The sequence below is a fragment of the Arthrobacter sp. Z1-15 genome (genome assembly GCF_054792395.1).
Window position 1 is genome coordinate 394,812 of sequence record NZ_CP096454.1, and the last position, 18,879, is coordinate 413,690.

Sequence of the window (18,879 nt, forward strand, 5' to 3'; positions counted from 1 at the left end):
ACCTAGTTCGGCTGGGAAGCCGTTGCCGGCGGAGCCTGCTCCAAGGGCCCGGCGAGTTGGCTGAGGAGATCCGAAAGGGCTGCGCTGCGCCGGGCAGCCATGCGGGCATACTGATCCGCCACGGAAGTCAGCGAAGAGCCAAGGGCGCTGCCCAGCTCGGGCGAATTCACCCCAACGTGCAGCCCCTGCCGGGATCCGTAGCTGCCCACGGCGATTGTTCCTCCGCCGGCATCCAGAAACCGGATGTCCAGACCGTTGATACGGATCGTCCCGCCGTCGTAAACGGTTTCGGTTTCATGGCTCCAGTGGCGCACGACGGCGACGGGCGGCTCAAGCCCGGCAAGGAAGGCCGCTTCCTGCAACGGATGGCTGGCGGATTCCCGAGGGGCCAGTTCGGTTTCCACTGCTCCGAGGTCCCGTGCCTCCTCTCCGGCGGCGCCCAGGCGGACCCGCACGCGCACGGCCACCGGGCAGCGGTTTGTCACTTCGAGCGTGCTGTCCGTCAGGACGGCCAGCACGGTGTCGGCGGCCGTCACGGGATAAGCCGGTGCCGGTGCCGGCGCTGTTTCCGGCTCCGGATAGGGAACAGCGGCGCAGATGAACAGGCGGTCCGTGCCGGGGAGGTCCAGCAGGCCGGCGGCCTCGGCCGGGGAGCTGACGTTCCGCGGACCGAAAGTTTCGGCATGCAGCAGCGCCAGGGCACCGAAAGCCTGGCCGGTTGGATCAGCCCACGAGGGAGCGTGCGTCGTCAGCGCGGCAACCGCCACGGAGCCGGTGTGCCCGGAGTCGGGAACATGGGTGAGGAATCCGCACCGCCCTGTGGCCCGGGCCGCCGCGACAAGCGCAGCTGTCCACTCCTGCGTGTCCAGGGGAACTCCCGTTACCAGCACGGCCGCCCGGGAGGCGGCCAATTCCACGGCAGTATCCACGCCGGCACCGGGGGAACCGGACTCCCGGACCGGGACGCCCAGATTTCCGAGGAGCCGGGCTAGGGACGGACCGCGGACTCCGCCCAGGACGGCGGCTTCCGAGGCATAGCGGGCCACCCTTTCCAGGCCGGCGCGCGTCAGTGAGCCGTCGTCAAAAACCACCACGGGGACCCGATGCGGTGTGCTGCTGGCATCCATCCGACAAAGCCTAGGTCTCCACCCTGTCATCCGCGATGCCTCCAGTTGATTTCCCCCGGCCGGAGGCTTCATTAGCCCTGGCAGCGGCATCAGCGCCTGTCGACGCGCAGCCTGATCTTGACCAGAGCGCTGTAAATGCTGTCGCGCTGTTTGAGGTACGCGGAAATGGTCTCGGCGTCGGAGTCGTCCTCCAGCGGTTCCGTCCCCAGGACAAAAACCACGTAGCGGCGGCCGACGGCGTTACCGGTCCATTCGTCCGGAACCGGATGGCGGAGCCACACCTCATGGGAAAGGCAGAACTCCACCTGCTGTGCCCGGAGCGAAACGTACATGGTGTCGGTACCCAGGGGCAGGATGTCGCGGTCCTCATCCAGGCGCCGCAGTCCCAGCTCAACAGCAGTTTGGCTCAGTCCCTCTCCTGCCTCGGCCGTGTAGGGATGCACGAGCGCGTAGGAAGTCGGTTCCGCGAACGGGTTGGGCGCGGTCCACAGGGTGAGGCCGAAATCAGTGCCGGGGACAAGGGGAGCAGCAGGTTCCATGCCGCGAGGCTAATCCCCCGGAACGCGAAAGAGAACAGCGGGAAACCGATTGACCGGGGCCCTGCACGGAAAAAGCCAAGTGCGTGTACACCCCCTCGCCGCCCCGCCTACCGTGAAATATGTGAGCCCGCCGGAGCGCCGGACACTCCGCCAAGGCGGTTGCCGCATCGAGTGAAGGATCATCTCATGACGGATACCACGAAGGTCGAACCAAGTGTCGGCTCAGGTGACGCAGCAGGCACCGACAACATTCCCCAGCCGTTCCGGGAAGCTGACGGCAAGGGCTGGATTGACCTCGGCCCCAGAGACATCTGGCGGGACCGGGAGAATCCCGACATGCTGGTTCCCCCGCCCCGTGACGGAGGCGTGCTGCCCAACTGCAAATTCAGTTTCTCCGACGCCCACCAGCGGCTCCAGCCGGGCGGCTGGACCCGTGAAGTGACCAACCGGGAACTGCCCATTTCCACCGACGTCGCCGGGGTGGACATGTGTCTTGAACCCGGTGCCTACCGGGAGCTGCACTGGCACAAGGAAGCAGAATGGGGCTTCATGATTACGGGCAATGCCCGGGTCACGGCCATCGATGAAAAGGGCCGTTATTTCATCGACGACGTCGTGGCCGGCGACCTCTGGAACTTCGAGGCCGGCCTTCCGCATTCCATTCAGGGGCTGGACCAGGGATGCGAGTTCCTCCTGGTGTTCAGCGACGGGGACTTTTCCGAGTACAACACGTTCCTGCTCAGCGATTGGTTTGCTCACGTCCCGGTGGACGTTCTGGCGGCAAACCTGAAGACAACCCCGGGCGAGATTTCGTCATTTCCACAGGACGAGAAGTACATCTTCAAGGCCAACGTCCCCGGCCCGATTTCCGAAGTCGAGCGGCCGACTCCGGAGGGGCGGGTGCCCGAAATGTTCAGCTTTCACATGGAAAACGCCACACCCATCGTTTCGGAAGCGGGAACGGTGCGCATCGTTGACGAAAACGTCTTCCCGGCGGCCAAGACCATCTCGGCGGCGTTCGTCGAGATTGAGCCCGGAGGCATGCGGGAACTTCACTGGCATCCGAGCGGCTCCGAGTGGCAGTACTGGGTGCAGGGCTTTGGAAGGATGACAATTTTTGATTCCGGCGGCATCGCCCGGACCTTCAACTACCAGGCGGGCGACGTCGGTGTGGTTCCGCGCGTCGCCGGGCACTACGTGCAGAACATCGGCGACGAGAAGATCGTCTATCTGGAGGTCTTCAAGAACCCGCAGTACAGCGAGGTGTCGGCCAACAAATGGCTGGCATCCAACCCGGCCCAGATAGTGGCGGACCACCTGAATGTCACGACTGATTTTGTTGAGTCCATGCCCCGCAACGACGAGCCCTCGCCGGTGATCTGGTACGACCAGTCGAAGGTCCGGAAGGGCTGACCGGTGGCCCGCATCCTGGTTGTCTCGTCCAGCCTTTTCGGTGCCAACGCCGAGCTCGCCGCCCTTATCCGCAACGTTCTTGCGGAGAGGGGAACTGAGTTTCGGCTGCGCGGCGTAAAGCAACTGGTGCTGGGAGACCAGGCAGCACCGGCGGCACGGGGCATCCTGGCCAGGGGAGAGGACCTGGCCTGGGCGGACGGCTTCATTTTCACGTCGCCCTCGCATACCGGTTTGTTGTCCGCCTCCCTGAAAGCCTTCATTGATGAGCATCACGATGCCGCCGAGACGGGAGCCTTCATCGACAAGACCTTCACGGCAATGGCCACCGGTGTCTATCAGCATGCGGGCCAGGAACATGTGGTGGATGAACTGAACACCGCGGCGGCGGTCTGGGGATGCGTTCTCGTGCCGCCGTCCGGAGCGGACGCCGCTGTCAACCATCTCAACGGGAACCCCTGGGGGCTGAGCTTCACCCTGCGGCACGGCCGGATAGACGGAAGGCAGGCTGCCGAACGGGTGCTCAGCTCACATCTCACCCGTTTTGTCGCGGTCACCGATGCGCTCGCCGCTACCCGGAACTCCCGGCGGCCAGCCGAGCCGGAAAAGTTCGGCACCAGCAATCGAAAGGCGGAAAAGACTGTGCACACCCCTACAAATCCCTTGCGTGCAACGGATGTTTTCGTGGGTCCGCAGGAGACTCCGCGGGAACCGGCAGCTTCGGCCGGCAGCCAACCCCGTTCCTCCCGCATTCCCGGGCAGGCGGCCTCCCGCGGAAGTTCCGGGGGAGACGGCGGCGGGTCGGCGCATTCGCCCACCAATCCGCTGCGGGCCACCGACGTCTTCCGCGGCCCGCACCATGCGGGATCAGGCACGTCCGCAGGGTCGCCGGCATCAATGTCCGGTTCTCCCGGGCATCACGGAAGCGGCCACAGCAGTTCAGGCGGCGGATCGGGGCACTCGCCCACCAACCCGCTCCGGGCCACCGACGTTTTCCGCGGACCTCAGCAGAGCCGCGGGTAGTCAACCGGCAGGGGAATGCAAACGTGTTCCCCTGCCGGCTTCCCGCAGGGAACAGCTGCCTGAGCGGGCATGGATCCCAGCGCGGCCGGCCGTCGTAAGCCACCCTCTCCGGAAAGAAGCGAGCCCATGAGTGCTCCACCAACACCCCCTGCCGGCGTGCAGTATGTGTACAAGCATCCGGAGGTCATCCGGTTTCCGCTGATGGAACAGCCGTTCATCGGCTTCCTGCTCGCCTTCACCGCCGGGCTGCTCAACGCCTGGACGCTGGCCCATGCAGACACCTTCGCCACCGTCCAGTCCGGCAACGTGGTTTCCAGCGGCTTTTACCTGGTGGACGGAGACTGGGGAAGGTTCGTGCCGGCCATAGTCTCCGTGCTGTGTTTCGGGGTGGGATCCGCGCTGTCCGGGGTCCTGATGACGGCCTTCCTGCGCAGCGGCAGGTCTTTTACCCCCGGCATGCTGTTCTCGCTGTTTGCCCTCCTTGTCATCGGTACCCTGCTGGCGGCGCTGACCGACCTGGATCCACGGTTCATCGCGTACGGCGTGAGCTTCGTGGCCGGCGGCATGGGTAATTCCTTCCACAAGAACCACGGCATGCTCTACGGCGCCGTGGCCGTGACTTTTGTGGTGCAGATGGCCTTCAACTTCCTGATGCAGGCCGCATTCTCCAGGAAGGGGATCAACGGCGAACCCAATCTCTTCTGGTCGGGGCTCTTCTTCCTGGTGCTGCTCGGCTTTGCGGGAGGCGGCGGGATCGGGTTCGTGCTGGACCTGTGGTTCAACGGGGCGTCCATAGCTTTCGCTGCGGTGCTGATGCTGGTCCTGGCGATCGTTTCGCTCCGGCAGCCCGGCGACCCGGACCCGACGCCCGGCGGCAAGTTCGTCTAGAGCGCCGTGCAGGGAACCCGCGGGAACGACACAATGGCACGTGTTTCCGCCGCGCACTAGGCTGTTTCAATGACCCCTGAGCCGAACTCCCATTCCGCCAACCTCGCCCGTGAGACTGTCGCCGTATCGGCCGGCAGGCCGGAGCGGGGACCCGATGCTCCGGTCAATCCGCCGATCGTGCTTTCCTCCACTTTCCAGGGCGCGGGTACCCCCGCCAGCGGCGAGCGCGTGTACGGCCGCTTTTCCAACCCCACCTGGGATCCGTTTGAAGCGGCGCTGTCCGAGCTCGAAGGTGCCGCGCTTCCTGCGCTGGTCTATTCCTCCGGGCTGGCGGCGGTGGCGGCCGCTCTTTCCCTGATTCCCCTCGGCGGAATCCTGGTGATGCCGCGGCACAGCTACCAGGGCTCGCTGCTGCTGGCGGAGGAAGAGGCTGCCAACGGGCGGTTTACCGTCCGCACCGTGGACATCGCCGATACCGATGCAGTGACGGCTGCCCTGCGCGGGTCCGGCACAGAAGAGGCAGACTCCCGTCCGGCCAGCATGCTGTGGGTGGAGAGTCCCACCAACCCCATGCTCGAGGTTGCCGAAATCGAGACCCTGGCTTCCGCCGCCCACGACGTCGGTGCGCTGGTTGTCGCAGACAACACCTTCTCCACTCCCATGGTGACCCGCCCGCTGGAGCTCGGAGCCGACGTCGTCCTCCACTCGGTGACCAAGTATCTGGCCGGACATTCGGACGTGGTTCTCGGCGCACTGGCCACCTCCAGCGAGGAACTGCGGACCCGCCTGCACAGCTACCGGTCACTGCACGGGGCCGTGGGCGGTCCGTTTGAGGTGTGGCTGGCACTGCGCGGCCTGCGGACCCTGGCACTGCGCGTGGAGCGCTCGCAGGCCACGGCGGGAATCCTGGCGGAGCGGCTGCTTGTGCACCCGGCGGTGGAGGCCGTCCGTTATCCGGGGCTGCCCGGCGACCCGAGGCATGAGCGGGCCGCAAAGCAGATGGACGGCTTCGGGTCGATTCTCTGCATCGAAGTTGCCGGCGGGGCGGCTGCGGCGCAGGCCGTGGCCGAGAACGTGCGTCTGTGGCTGCCGGCCACGTCGCTGGGCGGAGTGGAATCACTGATCGAGCGCCGCCGCCGCCAGCCGGCGGAGCCGCAGTCCGTTCCGGAGAACCTGCTGCGGCTTTCGGTGGGCATCGAGCACGCCGAGGACCTCTGGGCCGACCTCGCCCAGGCCTTGGCACGGTAGGCTGAAACAGTGATTTACGTCTTCCTCCTCGAGCCGCTGTTCTACCGGGCCCTCGGCCTGGCCACGCTGGTGATTGCGCTCTGGGCGTTTTCCGATGCCGTACGGCGCAAGCCTGCGATTTTTGAGGCCACCGGCAAACGGACCAAGGGCTTCTGGATGGGCATGACCGGAGCTGCGACTGCCGTGGGCATCCTCGGTACGCTGAGCCCCGGCTCCCTGCTGCCGTTTACCCTAGCGGGACTCGTGGCGGCCTGCGTTTACCTGGCTGACGTCAAGCCCTCAGTCAGCGGCACCGGCCGGGGATCTTCCGGACCCTACGGCCGCTGGTAGCCGGAACAGGGCCGGTTCAGGCCGGTGCGACGGCGTCCCAGGCCACGGTGATCTCGCCCAGGCGCCACCGCGCGGGGCCGGTCAGCAGCGGCCACCCCGCAGCGCGCAGGGCCGCGCACATGGCCAGCCAGCGCTGCCGGTTGCCGTAGGAAGCCTGCGGCGCGGCCTGGATCCACGCGGTGTCCATGGCCTGAAGCAGGGCATGGACTTTTTCGCCCGGAACATTGCGGTGGATCAGCGCCTTGGGTAGCCGCTCGGCCACATCGGAGGGCAGCACAAACGCGCCGAACCGCAGTGAAATGCTCAGCGACAGCGGACCGCCGGAGTCCAGTTCCACCCACGTGGAGCGGCGGCCGATTTCATCACAGGTCCCGTCAACGAAAATCCCGCCGTCAGCCAGCCGGGACCGAACCATATCCCAGTGAGCCCCGTACTCGTCCTCGGAATACTGCCGCAGCACATTGAACGCGCGGACCATGACCGGCCGGCGCCCGTCCACCGGCAGCTCGAAACCGCCCTGCCGAAAGGACAGCCCGTTCCGTTCCAGCGCCTTCGCCGAGCGGACGCGCACGGGGTCGATCTCGATGCCCACGACGTCGACATCCGGACGGATGCGGCCAAGCCTGGTGTGGAGTTCGACGGCGGTGGTGGGAGCGGCGCCGTAGCCAAGGTCAACGATGAGGGGATCTGCGGCTCGCCGCAGCCGCCAGCCCTGCGGACCGGCCAGCCAGCGGTCCACGCGCCGGAGCCTATTAGGGTTTGTAGTGCCCCTGGTCACATTTCCTACGGGTTTTTGCGGTTTTTGCACCAAACAATGTTACTGGCCGGGCGGTGTGCCTCAGGACGCGGACCTCGCGGGCTGCATGAGGGGCACCGCTGACGGACGTGCGCGGGACTGTTCTGCGGGAACGGCATGCAGGCATCCGCAGCGGGCCGCCGGCCTGCCCCGGCGCCGGGTCCTCCGTTACCATGACATATATGACTTACAAACTGATCCTTCTGCGCCACGGCCAGAGCGAATGGAATGAAAAGAACCTGTTCACCGGCTGGGTGGACGTGGATCTGACGGACCTTGGCCGGGCCGAGGCCCTCCGCGGCGGCGAGCTGCTGGTGGAAGCCGACATCCTGCCCGACATCCTGTACACCTCGCGTCTCCAGCGGGCCATCAATACGGCCAACATTGCCCTGGGGGCCGCGGACCGCATCTGGATCGACGTGAAGCGCAGCTGGCGCCTGAACGAGCGGCACTACGGTGCGCTCCAGGGCAAGGACAAGGCGCAGACCCTCGCGGAGTACGGCGAGGAGCAGTTCATGCTGTGGCGCCGTTCCTACGACACCCCGCCGCCGCCCCTGCCCGACGACAGCGACTTCTCCCAGGCGCACGATCCCCGGTATGCGGATCTGGCGCAGGATGAACTGCCCCGGACCGAGTGCCTCAAGGACGTCCTGGAGCGCTTCCTGCCGTACTGGGAATCCGACATTTCCCAGGACATCAAGTCCGGCAAGACGGTGATGATCGCAGCGCACGGCAACTCCCTGCGCGCGCTGGTCAAGCACCTGGACGGCATCAGCGACGCCGATATCGCCGCCGTGAACATCCCCACCGGCATTCCGCTGGTTTACGAACTGGATGAGGATCTCAAGCCCGTGAAGGCCGGCGGTACCTACCTGGATCCGGAAGCTGCAGCAGCGTCCATCCAGGCTGTGGCCAATCAGGGCAAAAAGAAGTAGCGTCCGTCCCGGTACGGTCGAGGCATAACAGGAAAGGGCGGCCCCGCGGGGCCGCCCTTTCCTGTTATGCCTGTTCCTTCCGCCGGGCGCCTACCGGCTGGACTCGGACAGCGGCTGCCATTCCCCGGTGACCAGGTAGTTCACCTTGCGCGTCACGGAAACCCCGTGGTCTGCAAAGCGTTCGAAGTAGCGGCTCGCCAAAGTCAGGTCCACCGTGCTGACCGCGGACACCTGCCAGTCAGGAGCGGCCACGGCCTTGAAAACACCCGCATGCAGCTCGTTGATGCGGGAATTGCAGGCGTAAATCTCGGTGCTCAGGTCCAGGTTGCGCGTCTCCAGGAGTTCTGTCAGCAGCTCTGAAATACGGATATCCAGGCGCGCCATTTCGCTGAACGTGTCCACCATCGGTTCGGGAACAACCTGTTCGGGGTACCGCAGGCGTGCCAGCTGGGCAATATGGCGGGCGAGGTCGCCCATCCGTTCCAGCGATGCGCTCATTCGCAGTGATCCCACGATCATCCGCAGGTCGCTGGCGACGGGGCCCTGCAGCGCGAGGATGTCGATGGCACGCTCGTCGAGGTCGTTCTGGAGGAAATCAATCCGCGCATCGGCGGCGATGACGTCCTGCGCCAGCTCGGTGTCCGCACCTTCGAAGGCGAGGGTGGCTTTCTGCATCGCTTCGGTGACGAGCTCGGAAATCTGGGTCAGCTCTTCGCCAATCTGATGAAGCTCGGCTTGAAAAACCTTACGCACTTCGGGTCCTTTCACTTGTACAGCACTCGTCCAACGTCCCTTAGCTGCCTGTCACAGCCGCATTGGCAGGATTTCAGCAGCGGGTTAACCGTTGGGCATCTTCAGATGAACGTTAGTTTAACGCGGGGACTTATGCCACCGCGGGTCACCCCGGGGCCCGGCCGTCAGCCTAAGCTAGGAGAGTGAATCCTGTATTGCTGGGCCTGGTTGCCGGAGTGCTCGGCCTGGCCGTGGGAGTGTTCGGCGTGCTTGGCTATGTGGTGTCCCGGCACCAGCGCCGGGAACTGGCGGCCGGCGACGAGCCGGCCATCCCCGACGGCGCGGCTGAGGTGCTGGCCGCGATCGGGCGGGCCTACATCGTGGTGGACGCCGTCGACGGCGTGGTCCGGGCAAGCCCGGGAGCCTATGCCTTCGGCCTGGTCCGCGGGCACACGCTGGTTCCGCCCGAACTGTTGGAGCTGACGGCGCGGGTGCGGCGTGACGGCGTCATTGAGGAACGGCAGCTGGAGCTGCAGCGCGGCCCGCTGGGGCAGGGAACCACCATCCTGCAGGTCCGGGTGTCCACGGTGGGAGAGGAATACATCCTGATCCTGGCTGACGACCACACGGAGATTGCCCGCACCGAAGAGGTGCGCAACGACTTCGTCGCCAACGTTTCGCATGAGCTGAAAACCCCCGTGGGTGCCATCTCGCTGCTCGCCGAAGCGCTGGACGATGCCGCCGGCGACGAAGAGGCCGTGCGTCGCTTCGCCGCGAGAATGAGCAAGGAGTCCTCCCGGCTGACCGCCCTGGTGCAGGACATCATTGAACTCTCACGCCTGCAGAGCACCGACATGGTGGACCGGGCCCGCGAGGTGGACATCAACCGGCTCGTCGCCGATGCGGTGGAGGCCAACCGTCTGCCCGCGGAGAATAGAAACACGACGGTCGTCGTCGGCGGCGCCGTTGAAGGGGCCGTTTACGGGGACGCGAAGATGCTGACCACCGCCTTCCGCAACCTGATCGACAATGCCATCCGGTACGCGCCGGAGGGGAGCCGGGTGGGGATAGGACTGCGCTCCCGCGACGGCATGGCACAGGTTGCCGTCACGGACCAGGGGCCGGGAATCCACCCTGACGACCAGGAGCGGATCTTCGAACGCTTTTACCGGATTGACAGTGCACGGTCCCGGCACACCGGGGGAACCGGCCTGGGCCTGAGCATCGTCAAACACGTGGTGGCTAACCACGGAGGAGAAATCACCCTCTGGTCCCAGCCGGGGCAGGGGTCCACCTTTACCGTTAGGCTGCCGGAAATGGAGTCTGCGGAAGTTGCGCCGGTGCGCCCGCAGGAACGTGCCGCGGCCACCCCCAGGGGCAGGGCGGCGCCGGCCGGCGGCAGCCAGGAACAAGGAGTCAGTGCTTGACCAGGATTCTGATAGTCGAAGACGAGGAGTCGTTCAGCGACCCCCTTTCCTACCTGCTCGGGCGGGAGGGATTTGAGGTCTGCGTGGTGGACAACGGCACCGACGCCGTGACCGAGTTTGACCGGCGCGGCGCAGACCTGATCCTGCTGGACCTGATGCTGCCGGGGCAGCCGGGCACGGAGGTCTGCCGGCAGATCCGCCAGCGCTCCGATGTGCCGGTCATTATGCTCACTGCCCTGGACGGGGAGATCGACAAGGTGGTCGGCCTCGAGATCGGCGCCGACGACTACGTCACCAAGCCGTACAGCTCCCGTGAACTGCTGGCCCGGATCCGGGCGGTCCTGCGCCGCCGGGGCGACGGCGGTGACGCGTCCGGTCCAACAGTGGAAGCAGGTCCGGTGCGCATGGACCTGGACCGGCACGTGGTCACGGTTAACGGAGCGGATATTCCGCTGCCGCTGAAGGAATTCGAACTGCTGGAGATGCTGCTGCGCAACTCCGGCCGGGTGATGACCAGGGGGCAGCTGATCGAACGGATTTGGGGTGCCGATTACGTGGGCGACACCAAAACCCTGGACGTACACGTAAAACGGCTGAGGGGAAAGATCGAGCCGGATCCCTCCCTTCCGCGGCACCTGGTGACGGTGCGGGGGCTGGGGTACAAGTTCGAAACCTGATCCCGGGAACCGGCACAGAGACCGCAAACAGAAGGGACCCGGCGTTCGGCCGGGTCCCTTCTGTTTGCGTTCGAGCTTCTCCGCGGGCTTCCGCGGCAGGGAGCTTACTGCGATTCGGCAGGTGCCGTGGGTTCCGTGGTGGCAGTGCCGGTGTCGATCCCGGTGTCCTGCTGGACGTCGGTGGCCTGGTCCGAGGGGACCATCGTGGCGGTGTCCATGGGTGTGGCGGAGGGCGTCGGCAGGTACTCGCGGTAGTCCTCCAGCGTGCCGTCAACGACGGGAACGTTCAGCTCCACGGTCTCAGCTCCGTCGCTGGCATCCGCGCGCAGTCCGGTGCCCGGAAGGACATCGACGTTGGGAACCGTTGTCTGGTCGGCGGGGGCGTCCTCGAAGATGACCTTGTCGCCGGACTCGATGGTCCACTCCAGCGTGGTTCCGCCCATGGCCAGGGAGAACTCGACGTCGTCGGGGGACGCGTTGACCACTGTGCCCAGCACGCGGCCGGCCTCGCCGTCACCGTTGCTGACCACCAGGAGGTTTCGCAGCTCCACCTCGCCGACGTTTTCCACGATGCCGTCCGACGGTGAGTATTCGCGCACCGTTGCCTGCTCGTTCACTGCGCTGCAGCTGGAGACTCCCAGTACGGCCAGCGCAATTACACCGGCGGCAGCTGCGCGCTGCGCCCGGTTCTTGGGTGTGAATCTCACAGCACAAAACTCCTGGGGTATTGCGGTCTTGCGACCTGAGGCTATCTTTTGTGCCTAGCCTATCGGCAAACGGCCTAAATGTTGGATTTCCGGCGCTTAGCGGAGGACTCGAAACGGACCTTCGCCAAGCCATCGCCGCAGGTGGGAACACGGGGAGCGGGTCGGATAATACCTAGGCGGATCACGATCAGGTACCTGACCTGCGAAAACTCTTCTCGGCGTGTCGCACCCATGGTAAACTAGAGGCTGGGAAAGGGGAAAGTCCACATGGTTTTTGAGGTTGGCGAAACAGTTGTTTACCCTCACCACGGTGCCGCGAAGATCGAAGAGATCAAGATGCGGACCATCAAGGGCGAAGAGAAAATGTATCTCAAGCTTAAGGTGGCACAGGGTGATCTGACCATAGAAGTACCGGCTGAGAACGTTGACCTCGTTGGGGTGCGCGATGTGGTGGGCAAGGAAGGCTTGGAGCACGTGTTTGACGTGCTGCGCGCCGAGCTTACCGAAGAGCCCACCAACTGGTCGCGCCGGTACAAGGCAAACCTGGAGAAGCTTGCGTCCGGTGACGTGGTAAAGGTGGCAGAGGTCGTTCGTGACCTGTGGCGCCGCGACCATGACCGCGGACTTTCTGCAGGAGAGAAGCGAATGCTTGCGAAAGCCCGCCAGATTCTGATTTCGGAGCTGGCACTGGCTGAAAAGACGGACGAGGACCAGGCCGCAGTTGTCCTGGACAAGGTCCTGGCAAGCTAGTAGCACGGAACAAAAGCACAGCACGAAGGCACGCTGCCGGTCCTGAGGGACCGGCATTTTGTCTTTAAAGCACGGCATTTTGTCTTTAAAGCATGAGGATCCCCGGCCTGGAAGCAGGCAGCGTGTGCCTTCGCAGGGCCTGTTTGCCGTGCATCTTTACGGCGGTGCTGACGCGGAGCCCCGGCCGCCCTGCGGCTGCCCCGCCGGGCGGGCACTAGGCTGAAGGGGTGTCTTCAACAGTTTCCCGCGAACAGCGGATTGGTGTCATCCTCGTAGCAGGCGGTTCCGGGCAGCGGCTGGGCTACGGCATCCCCAAAGCCCAGGTGCCGCTGGCAGGAACTGCCCTCCTCGCCCATGCCCTGCAGGGAATTGAAGCCTCCGGGGTCGCTGCAGCGGTCAGCGTGGCCGTTCCCGCGGGGGATACCGTCATGCGGACCCTGTGCCGGGAATCAGCCGTCAGCTGTTCGCTGACCGTGGTCGACGGCGGCGCCACCCGCGCAGATTCCGTCCGCGCCGCCCTGCAGGCCCTCCCCGGGGATCTCGACGCGGTCCTGGTCCACGATGCAGCCCGGGCGCTGACGCCGCCGGAGGTCTTCCGCCGGGTCGCAGGCGCGCTGGCATCGGGAGCCGCCGCCGTAATTCCGGCAGTGGCTGTTACCGACACCGTCAAGACCACGGCGGTTACCGCGTCCGGACAGGCGGGCATCGCGCCGCGGGTAGTCACCGGCACCCCCGACCGTTCCACTCTTCGCGCGGTGCAGACACCCCAGGGTTTCGAGGCCGCACTGCTGCGCCGTGCCCATGAGGCTGCCCGCGGGTTCACCGAGGCGCAGGCCGCGGCGGTGACCGACGATGCAATGCTCGCGGAGTCCCTGGGCACACCCGTGTTTGTCGTTGAGGGATCTGAACTGTCGCTGAAGATCACCACCCCGCTCGACCTGCTGCTGGCCGAAGCGGTGCTGGCCCGCAACCACGCCAACCCCAAGGACTGACTGATGCCTGCTGTAAATCTGCCCCGCACCGGAATCGGTGTTGACGTCCACGCTTTCGCTCCCGATGACGCGCCGCGCCCGCTGTGGGTTGCCGGGCTGCTGTGGGACGGCGAACGCGGCCTGGCCGGGCACTCCGACGGAGATCCCGTGGCCCACGCCGCGGCGGACGCCCTGTTCTCCGCCGCCGGGCTCGGCGATCTGGGAACGCATTTCGGCACCGACCGACCTGAGTATGCCGGCGCTTCGGGGCTCTCCCTGCTGGAGGAGGCGGCCCGGATCGTGCGCGCCGCCGGCTTTGAGATCGGCAATGTAGCAGTTCAGCTGATCGGCAACCGGCCCAAGTTCGCCCCCCGCCGGGCTGAAGCCGAAGTTATGCTCAGCGGTGCGGCCGGCGCCCCGGTCAGCGTCTCGGCGACCACCACCGACGGCCTGGGCTTTACCGGGAGGGGCGAGGGGATCGCCGCGGTGGCCACCGCCGTCGTCGTGCAGGTGCAAAACCCGCTGCTGCCCGCCGGTTGAGTTCGCATGCCCCGGCAGGCGATAGCCTAGAGCGGTGAGCTTGAGATTCTATGACACCGCAACTGCGCAGGTCCGTGACTTCGTTCCCCTCAAAACGGGCGAGGTGAGCCTGTACTACTGCGGTGCCACAGTGCAGGGCATGCCGCATGTGGGCCACATCCGCTCCGCCATCGTTTTTGACCAGCTGACCCGCTGGCTCCAGTTTCGCGGCTACCGGGTCACCACGGTCCGCAATGTGACTGACATTGACGACAAAATCCTGGCCAAGGCGGCGGACTCGGCGGGTGCCGAGGCATCGGCCGACGTCGTTCCCGACGAGCAGTGGTGGGCCCTTGCCTACCGCTTTGAGCAGGAATTCGCCAAGGCGTACGACATCCTTGGCGTCCAGCGGCCCACCTACGAGCCGCGCGCCACGGGGCATATTCCGGAAATGCACGCGCTGATTTCCCGGCTTATCGAGGCCGGCCACGCCTATCCCGCCCTCGATGATTCCGGGGACGTGTACTTCGACGTCCGGTCCTGGGACAGGTACGGGTCGCTGACCCGCCAGAACATCGATGACATGCAGGCAGCGCCCGACGCCGGCCCCCGGGGCAAGCGCGACCCGCGCGATTTCGCGCTGTGGAAGGGGCACAAGGAAGGCGAGCCGGAAACTGCCGCCTGGGACAGCCCCTGGGGCAAGGGCAGGCCGGGCTGGCACCTGGAATGCTCGGCCATGGTCACCAAGTACCTCGGGCCGCGGTTCGACATCCACGGCGGCGGCCTGGACCTGCGCTTCCCGCACCACGAAAACGAGATGGCGCAGTCGCAGGCAGCCGGAGACGGCTTTGCCAACTTCTGGATGCACAACGGCATGGTCACCTTCGAGGGCGAGAAGATGTCCAAGTCCATCGGCAACACGGTCAGTCCTTCACAGATGCTGGCCGAAGCCTCGCCGCGGGTGGTGCGCTACTACCTGGGCCAGGCACATTACCGGTCCGTGCTGGACTACCGGCCGACGTCGCTGCAGGAAGCCGCAGCCGCTGTTGAACGTATTGACGGGTTCATCAATAAAGCCCGCGCGAAGGTTTATGGAACCGGGGATCACGGCTTTGTCCTGAGCTCCAGGTCCATGCCGGCAGCCTTCGCCGAGGCGATGGACGATGACCTCAACGTTCCCCAGGCTCTGGCCGTGCTGCACGATACGGTCCGCACCGGGAATACCGCGCTGGCGGAGGGAAACACCGAAGCGGTCCGGGACGCCCTGCGCGCAGTGCTCACCATGACCCTGGCCCTGGGCCTGGACGCGGTGCAGCAACCGGCCGCCGGCAACTCGGCGGAGCACGCCGCCCTGGACACTCTTATCCAAGGACAGCTCCGCGAGCGGAATGCGGCCCGGGCCGCCAAGGACTGGGCCCGCGCCGACGCCATCCGGGATGCCCTCACCGCTGCCGGCATCGCAGTGGAAGACACGCCGGACGGAGCGCGCTGGACGCTCGCCGACGGCTGATCCCCCCGCCGCCGGGGCGGCGGTCGGGGCGTGTATTTAGCTTTGGGAGTACACTTCCGCAGCGTGGACAGCGGCCGCCCGGGAGCCTGCGTAAACTAGAAGTAATGCTTTCTTCTAGGTTTAAGGTGTAATCGATGGCCAACAACGGACGTCCCGGCGCAATGCGTAAAGCCAAAAAGGGCCCCAGCGGGGGCACCGGTGGATTGGGCCGCAAGGCTCTTGAGGGTAAAGGACCCACACCCAAGGCTGAAGAGCGCCCGTACCACAAGGCGTACAAGAACAAGCAGCTCGCAGAACGCTCGGCAGCCAAGCGCGGCGCCGGCGACACCCGCGCCGCCGGCGGGCGCAGCGGAACCAATGTCCGCGGCAAGGTGGCGGAGGAAGTAGTCACCGGCCGCAACTCCGTGGTCGAGGCCCTGCGCGCCGGCATCCCCGCCAAGGCACTGCATGTGGCGGTACGGATCGACATGGATGACCGCGTCCGTGAATCGCTGAAGATGGCGGCTGACCGCGGCCTGCCCGTAATGGAAACGCACAAGCCCGAGCTGGACCGCATGACCAACGAGGCCGTGCACCAGGGCCTTGTCCTGCAGATCCCGCCGTACGACTACGCGGACCCGATGGACCTCGCCCAGGAAACCATTGAGGCCTGGAAAAAGGGCCACATCCGCAACGCCCCGCTGTTCGTGGCGCTGGACGGCATCACCGACCCGCGCAACCTTGGTGCGATCATCCGCTCCGCCTCCGCATTCAGCGCCCACGGCGTCATTGTGCCGGAACGGCGTGCCGTGGGCATGACCGCTTCGGCGTGGAAGACCAGTGCCGGTGCCGCTGTCCGCGTGCCCGTGGCCCGCGCCGGAAACCTGAACAGCGCCCTGAAGGCTTTCAAGAAGATGGGCATCTTTGTTCTGGGCCTGGACGGCGACGGCGACGTGTCGCTGCCGAATATCGTCCTGGCCAAGGATCCGATCTGCATTGTGGTGGGTTCCGAGGGCAAGGGCCTGTCCCGTCTGGTTCGCGAGAACTGCGACCAGATCGTTTCCATCCCCATTGACTCGGCTATGGAATCCCTGAACGCCTCCATGGCCGTCGGCATCAGCTTGTACGAGATATCACGGCAGCGTTCCGCCTGATCCGCGGCGGAGTCATCCGAGAGGCAGCATGGCAGACCTGATTGGTGATCCACAGGGCCAGGCCGCCGCACGGCGGGTATCCCGGCCCTTCCCCCTTGGCGTACGGAACACGGTTCCCGGCATCGAGGAGGTGCCGGGAACCGTCAACGTGTCCGTTTATGCTCCCGGCCTGTCCGCAGTGGAAATCCACTTCGAGAAAGCGCCGGGAGTCTGGGCCTCCGAGCCCCTGGGCGAATCAGTGGCGGGGATCCACCACGGCCGGGTTGCCGGGCTCGCCTACGGCGCCCGCTACGGGTTCTGGCCCCAGGGCCGGGAGCTGCCCGGTGAGCCGGGCAGCTTCCAGCTGCTGCTGGACCCGTACGGGCGGGGGATTGACGAGGTGCCCGGCGAGGGGGATGTGCCGCTGTTCTTCTCGGTGCATGTTGATTCGGCCTTTGACTGGGGCTCCTCACGGCAGCCGCACACTCCCTGGCGGGACACCGTCATCTACGAAGCGCACGTCCGCGGGCAGACCATGCTCCACCCGGACATCCCGGAAGACCTCCGCGGCACCTACGCCGGCTTCGGGCACCCGGTCATGGTGGACTACCTCCGGCGCCTCGGCGTGACCGCCGTGGAACTGCTGCCGGTCCATTTCCACACCGACGAAGAACACCTGCGGGCCCTTGGCCTCACCAACTACTGGGGTTACAACACACTGGGCTTCTTCGCTCCGCATACGGAATACGCCACCCGCGCCGCACGTGAGGCCGGCGCCAAGGCTGTTCAGGACGAGCTCAAAGGAATGATCAGGTCCCTGCACGAGGGCGGCCTCGAGGTCATCCTCGACGTGGTGTACAACCACACGGCCGAGGGCAAAAAGGACCAGCCGGCACTGAGCTGGCGCGGTCTGGGCGATGAGCGGTACTACCGGCACGACGGCGAGGGCCGCTACGTGGACACCACCGGCTGCGGAAACACCCTGGACTTCAGTGAACCGCGGGTAATCCAGCTGGCCCTGGACTCGCTGCGCTACTGGGTTCAGGAGTACCAGGTGGACGGATTCCGCTTCGATCTGGCTCCTGCCCTCTGCCGCGACGCGGACGGCCGGTTTGACCGCAGGCACCCCTTTCTCATTGCGCTTGCGGCGGACCCCACTCTCAACGGGATCAAACTCATTGCCGAGCCGTGGGATATAGGCCCGGACGGATGGCAGACCGGCAACTTTCCTCCGGGCTGGGCTGACTGGAATGACCGGTTCCGGGACACCACCAGGGACTTCTGGCTCCGGGACCAGGCCGAGCTTGCCGCCGGCGGAACGGGCGGCTCCGTGGCCCGGCTCGCCGGTTCGCTGGCCGGTTCCGCCGATCTGTTTGCCGGCTCCGGCCGGACGGCGCTCTCCTCGATCAACCTCGTTACTGCCCACGACGGTTTCACCCTGGCAGACCTGACCTCCTACGAGCGCAAGCACAATGAGGCCAACGGTGAAGACAACAGGGACGGCAGCAACGACAACCGCAGCTACAACCACGGCGTGGAGGGTCCCACCGACGACGAGCGCATCAACGCCCGCCGGGCGCAGAGCGCCCGCAACGTCATGACCACGCTGCTGATGTCGCTGGGGGTTCCCATGCTCACCGCGGGCGACGAGCTGGGGCGGACCCAGCACGGAAACAACAATGCCTATTGCCAGGATTCCCCGCTGGCCTGGGTGCACTGGAATCTGGACGCTGACGCTGAGCAGATGCTCGCTTTCACCCGCACCCTGCTGAGCCTGCGGCGGTACTTCCTTGCCTCGCAGCCGTACCGTTTCCCCGCCGACGCGCGCGGAACCTCGCTGCTCTGGTTTGACGCCGACGGCCAGCCAATGCCGCAGGACAAATGGCAGGATCCCGGCACCCGCGTGGTCCAGCTGCTGGTGGGCTCCTCAGCGGGGGAGCTGAGCGGACTGCTGGTCCTGAACGGATCGCTGGAAGATGCCGAAATTGTCCTGCCGGATGCTGAAGCGCTCCGCGGCTCCGGCGCTGTCCGCGACGGAGACCACTCCTATGAGCTGCTCCTGAGCACGGCTGCCGGCGGGCAGGCAGGCGCGGGCGGGCAGCGCCGAGGCGGGGACAAGGACATCCTTCCGGCCAACTCCGTCAGTTTGTACCGCGCTTAGGTTTCCGGCCTAAGCGC

Annotated in this window: 19 protein-coding genes; 14 read left to right on the forward strand and 5 right to left on the reverse strand. The window is 65.9% G+C overall.

What is annotated here, in order from left to right; genetic code table 11:
- Nucleotides 1-2: 2 nt before the first annotated feature.
- Together M1D40_RS01965 and M1D40_RS01970 are read right to left on the reverse strand one after the other, a co-directional pair.
- A complete protein-coding gene (locus tag M1D40_RS01965; RefSeq protein ID WP_461170022.1) occupies nucleotides 3-1,127 on the reverse strand; it encodes a hypothetical protein in 1,125 nt (374 codons plus the stop codon).
- An 89-nt stretch (nucleotides 1,128-1,216) separates the two neighbouring features.
- Complete coding sequence (locus M1D40_RS01970; RefSeq protein ID WP_461170023.1) at nucleotides 1,217-1,666, reverse strand: hypothetical protein; 450 nt, start codon at nucleotides 1,664-1,666, stop codon at nucleotides 1,217-1,219.
- Between the two features lie 186 nt (nucleotides 1,667-1,852).
- Between M1D40_RS01970 and M1D40_RS01975 the strand changes: the two genes are divergently transcribed.
- The 5 genes from M1D40_RS01975 to M1D40_RS01995 all read left to right on the forward strand — a co-directional run bounded on the left by M1D40_RS01975 (nucleotide 1,853) and on the right by M1D40_RS01995 (nucleotide 6,565).
- Entirely contained in the window at nucleotides 1,853-3,079 is a 1,227-nt protein-coding gene (locus tag M1D40_RS01975; protein WP_461170024.1) for a cupin domain-containing protein, read from the forward strand.
- Nucleotides 3,080-3,082: 3 nt separating this feature from the next.
- Entirely contained in the window at nucleotides 3,083-4,099 is a 1,017-nt protein-coding gene (locus M1D40_RS01980; RefSeq protein ID WP_461170025.1) for a flavodoxin family protein, read from the forward strand.
- Nucleotides 4,100-4,225: 126 nt separating this feature from the next.
- The gene (locus M1D40_RS01985; RefSeq protein ID WP_341395448.1) at nucleotides 4,226-4,987 is read left to right on the forward strand and encodes a YoaK family protein; all 762 of its coding nucleotides are present in this window, start codon (nucleotides 4,226-4,228) and stop codon (nucleotides 4,985-4,987) included.
- A 69-nt stretch (nucleotides 4,988-5,056) separates the two neighbouring features.
- Nucleotides 5,057-6,235 carry a trans-sulfuration enzyme family protein gene (locus tag M1D40_RS01990; RefSeq protein WP_461170026.1) on the forward strand — a complete coding sequence of 393 codons (1,179 nt, stop codon included), beginning with the start codon at nucleotides 5,057-5,059 and terminating at the stop codon, nucleotides 6,233-6,235.
- A 9-nt stretch (nucleotides 6,236-6,244) separates the two neighbouring features.
- Complete coding sequence (locus M1D40_RS01995) at nucleotides 6,245-6,565, forward strand: DUF2516 family protein (RefSeq protein WP_341395450.1); 321 nt, start codon at nucleotides 6,245-6,247, stop codon at nucleotides 6,563-6,565.
- A 16-nt stretch (nucleotides 6,566-6,581) separates the two neighbouring features.
- Here M1D40_RS01995 and M1D40_RS02000 read toward each other — a convergent pair whose 3' ends face one another.
- Nucleotides 6,582-7,304, reverse strand: a complete 723-nt coding sequence (locus M1D40_RS02000) for a class I SAM-dependent methyltransferase (RefSeq protein ID WP_341395451.1) — start codon at nucleotides 7,302-7,304, stop codon at nucleotides 6,582-6,584.
- A gap of 239 nt (nucleotides 7,305-7,543) precedes the next feature.
- Here M1D40_RS02000 and M1D40_RS02005 point away from each other — a divergent pair, with 239 nt between their 5' ends.
- A complete protein-coding gene (locus M1D40_RS02005) occupies nucleotides 7,544-8,296 on the forward strand; it encodes a phosphoglyceromutase (RefSeq protein WP_341395452.1) in 753 nt (250 codons plus the stop codon).
- Nucleotides 8,297-8,386: 90 nt separating this feature from the next.
- On the opposite strand, the gene phoU is transcribed toward M1D40_RS02005, so the two are convergent.
- Nucleotides 8,387-9,049: a phosphate signaling complex protein PhoU gene (gene phoU / locus M1D40_RS02010; RefSeq protein WP_268910053.1), complete on the reverse strand. Its 663-nt coding sequence runs from the start codon at nucleotides 9,047-9,049 to the stop codon at nucleotides 8,387-8,389.
- 182 nt (nucleotides 9,050-9,231) lie between these two features.
- Here phoU and M1D40_RS02015 point away from each other — a divergent pair, with 182 nt between their 5' ends.
- Both M1D40_RS02015 and M1D40_RS02020 read left to right on the forward strand, forming a co-directional pair.
- Nucleotides 9,232-10,455, forward strand: coding sequence for a sensor histidine kinase (locus M1D40_RS02015; protein ID WP_341395453.1), 1,224 nt, complete (start codon nucleotides 9,232-9,234; stop codon nucleotides 10,453-10,455).
- The gene (locus M1D40_RS02020; protein WP_341395454.1) at nucleotides 10,452-11,132 is read left to right on the forward strand and encodes a response regulator transcription factor; all 681 of its coding nucleotides are present in this window, start codon (nucleotides 10,452-10,454) and stop codon (nucleotides 11,130-11,132) included. Before M1D40_RS02015 ends, M1D40_RS02020 begins: the two co-directional genes overlap by 4 nt.
- Before the next feature lie 104 nt (nucleotides 11,133-11,236).
- Here M1D40_RS02020 and M1D40_RS02025 read toward each other — a convergent pair whose 3' ends face one another.
- Nucleotides 11,237-11,839 carry a hypothetical protein gene (locus tag M1D40_RS02025; RefSeq protein WP_461170027.1) on the reverse strand — a complete coding sequence of 201 codons (603 nt, stop codon included), beginning with the start codon at nucleotides 11,837-11,839 and terminating at the stop codon, nucleotides 11,237-11,239.
- A gap of 267 nt (nucleotides 11,840-12,106) precedes the next feature.
- Between M1D40_RS02025 and M1D40_RS02030 the strand changes: the two genes are divergently transcribed.
- The 6 genes from M1D40_RS02030 (at nucleotide 12,107) to glgX (ending at nucleotide 18,862) form a co-directional block, all read left to right on the forward strand.
- Complete coding sequence (locus M1D40_RS02030) at nucleotides 12,107-12,589, forward strand: CarD family transcriptional regulator (protein WP_104055910.1); 483 nt, start codon at nucleotides 12,107-12,109, stop codon at nucleotides 12,587-12,589.
- Nucleotides 12,590-12,816: 227 nt separating this feature from the next.
- Nucleotides 12,817-13,581, forward strand: a complete 765-nt coding sequence (ispD, locus tag M1D40_RS02035; protein WP_461170028.1) for a 2-C-methyl-D-erythritol 4-phosphate cytidylyltransferase — start codon at nucleotides 12,817-12,819, stop codon at nucleotides 13,579-13,581.
- 3 nt (nucleotides 13,582-13,584) lie between these two features.
- Nucleotides 13,585-14,100 (forward strand): 2-C-methyl-D-erythritol 2,4-cyclodiphosphate synthase, encoded by a 516-nt coding sequence (gene ispF / locus M1D40_RS02040; RefSeq protein WP_461170029.1) that lies wholly within the window; start codon nucleotides 13,585-13,587, stop codon nucleotides 14,098-14,100.
- A 34-nt stretch (nucleotides 14,101-14,134) separates the two neighbouring features.
- Complete coding sequence (cysS, locus tag M1D40_RS02045) at nucleotides 14,135-15,589, forward strand: cysteine--tRNA ligase (RefSeq protein WP_461170030.1); 1,455 nt, start codon at nucleotides 14,135-14,137, stop codon at nucleotides 15,587-15,589.
- A gap of 134 nt (nucleotides 15,590-15,723) precedes the next feature.
- Complete coding sequence (gene rlmB, locus M1D40_RS02050; protein ID WP_341395459.1) at nucleotides 15,724-16,722, forward strand: 23S rRNA (guanosine(2251)-2'-O)-methyltransferase RlmB; 999 nt, start codon at nucleotides 15,724-15,726, stop codon at nucleotides 16,720-16,722.
- A gap of 28 nt (nucleotides 16,723-16,750) precedes the next feature.
- Nucleotides 16,751-18,862: a glycogen debranching protein GlgX gene (gene glgX / locus M1D40_RS02055; protein WP_461170031.1), complete on the forward strand. Its 2,112-nt coding sequence runs from the start codon at nucleotides 16,751-16,753 to the stop codon at nucleotides 18,860-18,862.
- The last annotated feature ends 17 nt before the right edge of the window (nucleotides 18,863-18,879 follow it).